Source organism: Ruegeria sp. HKCCD7181, assembly GCF_057221055.1.
In genome coordinates this window covers 2,501-6,076 of sequence record NZ_JBWVBC010000029.1, presented here as the reverse complement: position 1 = coordinate 6,076, position 3,576 = coordinate 2,501, and the positions used below count along the sequence as shown (strand labels likewise).

The following is a 3,576-nucleotide window of genomic DNA, read 5'->3' as shown; positions in this document are numbered from 1 at the left end:
CGACCTTCAGGTTATGAGCCTGACGAGCTACCGGGCTGCTCCATCCCGCGACACTTTGCGTTGGTCTACCGCCTATTCGGCTACTTGAGACCATTGGTTGGCCTGTTGCTTACGCTATTTGAGGCCGGGTCGTGTTTTTTTATCGTTTAGAGAGAAGGGGGATTTTACTAGGTTTGGCGGTGACCTACTCTCCCGGGGCTTAAGCCCAAGTACCATTGGCGCGGCAGTGCTTAACTTCCGGGTTCGGGATGGGACCGGGTGTTTCACTTGCGCTATGACCACCAAACCGAGGAAAATCCCCACGTCGCGATTTGCGAAGCAAACGCGACGGGTGGCAGGCAGCGTATTTGCATGCAAATGCGCGTTGCCACTCGGTTGTTATGTCAATCAACAGTGCCGCTTGGCGCGACACAGCCATCCAAAGTCAATTTGGTGTATGTTTTTGGCTTATTTGTTCGCCTACCGCTTCGCTACTTGAGGCGGTTGGCAGTCTTTCCATTACTGGATCAAATCAAGCCTATCGGGCGATTAGTACCGGTCAACTGAACGCATTACTGCGCTTACATCTCCGGCCTATTGACGTGGTGGTCTTCCACGGCCCTCAGGGAGACCTTGTTTTGAGGGGGGCTTCCCGCTTAGATGCCTTCAGCGGTTATCCTGTCCGATCATAGCTACCCAGCACTGCCGTTGGCACGACAACTGGTCCACCAGTGGATCGTTCACCCCGGTCCTCTCGTACTAGGGGCAACTCCTCTCAAGTCTCCTACACCCACGGCAGATAGGGACCGAACTGTCTCACGACGTTCTAAACCCAGCTCACGTACCTCTTTAAACGGCGAACAGCCGTACCCTTGGGACCTGCTCCAGCCCCAGGATGAGATGAGCCGACATCGAGGTGCCAAACACTGCCGTCGATATGGACTCTTGGGCAGTATCAGCCTGTTATCCCCGGCGTACCTTTTATCCGTTGAGCGATGGCCCTTCCACTCGGGACCACCGGATCACTATGGCCGTCTTTCGACTCTGCTCGACTTGTCAGTCTCGCAGTCAGGCTGGCTTCTGCCATTGCACTCAACGAGCGATTTCCGACCGCTCTGAGCCAACCTTCGCGCGCCTCCGTTACGCTTTAGGAGGCGACCGCCCCAGTCAAACTACCCGCCACGCAGGGTCCCGGATCCGGATAACGGACCGCGGTTAGACATCAAGAGTGCGAAGGGTGGTATCTCAAGGGAGGCTCCACAGGGACTTGCGTTCCTGCTTCAAAGCCTACCACCTATCCTGCACATCACAATCCTGATGCCAGTGCGAAGCTGTAGTAAAGGTGCACGGGGTCTTTCCGTCTAACCGCGGGAAGCCTGCATCTTGACAGGCAATTCAATTTCGCTGAGTCGATGTTGGAGACAGCGGGGAAGTCGTTACGCCATTCGTGCAGGTCGGAACTTACCCGACAAGGAATTTCGCTACCTTAGGACCGTTATAGTTACGGCCGCCGTTTACCTGGGCTTCAATTCAAGGCTCTCACCTCTCCTTTTAACCTTCAGGCACCGGGCAGGCGTCAGACCCTATACGTCGTCTTGCGACTTCGCAGAGCCCTGTGTTTTTAATAAACAGTCGCCACCCCCTGGTTTGTGCCCCCAGCCCCTAGTTGCCTAGGAACCGGGCCTCCTTCTCGCGAACTTACGGAGGTATTTTGCCGAGTTCCTTCAACATCGTTCTCTCAAGCGCCTTGGTATGCTCTACCAGTCCACCTGTGTCGGTTTAGGGTACGGTCTGATAGGAGGGCTATTTCCAGGAACCACTCAGCAGCCCAATCAATCCGATAAGATTGAACTACACCTGTGATCCGTCACCACTCCACGGCCTAGGAATATTAACCTAGTTCCCATCGCCTACGCCTTTCGGCCTCGGCTTAGGGGCCGGCTTACCCTGCTCAGATTAGCTTTAAGCAGGAACCCTTGGACTTTCGGCGAGAGTGTCTCTCACACTCTTTGTCGCTACTCATGTCATCATTCTCACTAGTGATCTCTCCACGGGATCGCTCACGCGCCCGCTTCATCGAAAGCTCCAAATATCCTCCAAGGCGTTCCGAAGAACGCTAAAGAGGATAGGAACTATGTCACACTACGCTCTGCTACCGATGCTTACGCATCCCTAGACTTCGGCTCATGGCTTGAGCCCCGTTACATCTTCGCCGCAGGACAACTTATTTAGACCAGTGAGCTGTTACGCTATCTTTAAAGGATGGCTGCTTCTAAGCCAACCTCCTGGTTGTTTTGGTCGTCCCACCTGCTTTCCCACTTAGCCATGAATTGGGGGCCTTAGTCGTAGGTCAGGGTTGTTTCCCTCTCCACTACGGACGTTAGCATCCGCAGTGTGTCTGCCATCTAGTACTCCCGGGTATTCGGAGTTTGGTTAGGATCAGTAAGCCTGTGGGGCCCCATTACCCATCCAGTGCTCTACCCCCCGGGGTATTCGGATGACGCTCTACCTAAATAGATTTCGCAGAGAACCAGCTATCTCCGAGTTTGATTGGCCTTTCACCCCTAGGCACAGCTCATCCCGATCCTTTTCAACGGATGTGGGTTCGGTCCTCCAGTAAGTGTTACCTTACCTTCAACCTGGCCATGCCTAGATCACTCGGTTTCGGGTCTGATCCCACGAACTCATGCGCCCTATTAAGACTCGCTTTCGCTACGCCTACACCTAACGGCTTAAGCTTGCTCGTGAGACCAAGTCGATGACCCATTATACAAAAGGTACGCCGTCAGCTCGCAAGGAGCCTCCGACTGATTGTAGGCGTTCGGTTTCAGGTACTGTTTCACTCCCCTCGTCGGGGTGCTTTTCACCTTTCCCTCACGGTACTGGTTCACTATCGGTCAGCAAGGAGTACTTAGCCTTCGAAGGTGGTCCTCCGATCTTCAGACAGAATTTCACGTGTTCCGCCCTACTTAATACGTCCATCAGAGCTTAGAATACGGGGCTGTCACCCGCTATGGCCATGCTTCCCAACATGTTCTTCTCACTCATCTGGCTCGGCTGGTCCCCGTTCGCTCGCCGCTACTAGGGGAGTATCAATTGATTTCCTTTCCTCCGGGTACTTAGATGTTTCAGTTCCCCGGGTTTGCTCTTAAAACCCTATGTATTCAGGTCTTAAGTACCTGTTTAAGCAACATATTGATTATCAAGGATAACAATATGAAGCTTTCAGGTGGGTTGCCCCATTCAGAAATCCATGGATCAAAGCTTATTCTCAGCTCCCCATGGCTTATCGCAGAGTATCACGTCTTTCATCGCCTCTTGCTGCCAAGGCATTCACCAAACGCCCTTCTCGCGCTTGATTTGATCCAGAAAAAGAAAGACTTGATACTTGTGCTACCGCCTATTCGGCTACTTGAGCACATGAACTCTTTCGGCCTTTCGGCCTGCAGAGTTCGATCAGATCAATCATGATGACCCAGCTGGTAACTAAAGGCCATCTGTTCTTCTGAACCAAAAACATACATTTCCCGCCCCCGCCACTTGGACGAGGACAATTGAGCAACCCCATATGGTCTCTCAGCCGTGCAGCTGATCAAC

General features: G+C 53.1%; 2 rRNA genes. Both read right to left on the bottom strand.

Annotated features, from left to right (window positions below):
• Nucleotides 1-171: 171 nt before the first annotated feature.
• Nucleotides 172-286, bottom strand: a 5S ribosomal RNA gene (rrf, locus tag AC2TCY_RS22915).
• Between the two features lie 221 nt (nt 287-507).
• Nucleotides 508-3,340 (bottom strand): 23S ribosomal RNA (locus AC2TCY_RS22910).
• Nucleotides 3,341-3,576 lie beyond the last annotated feature (236 nt).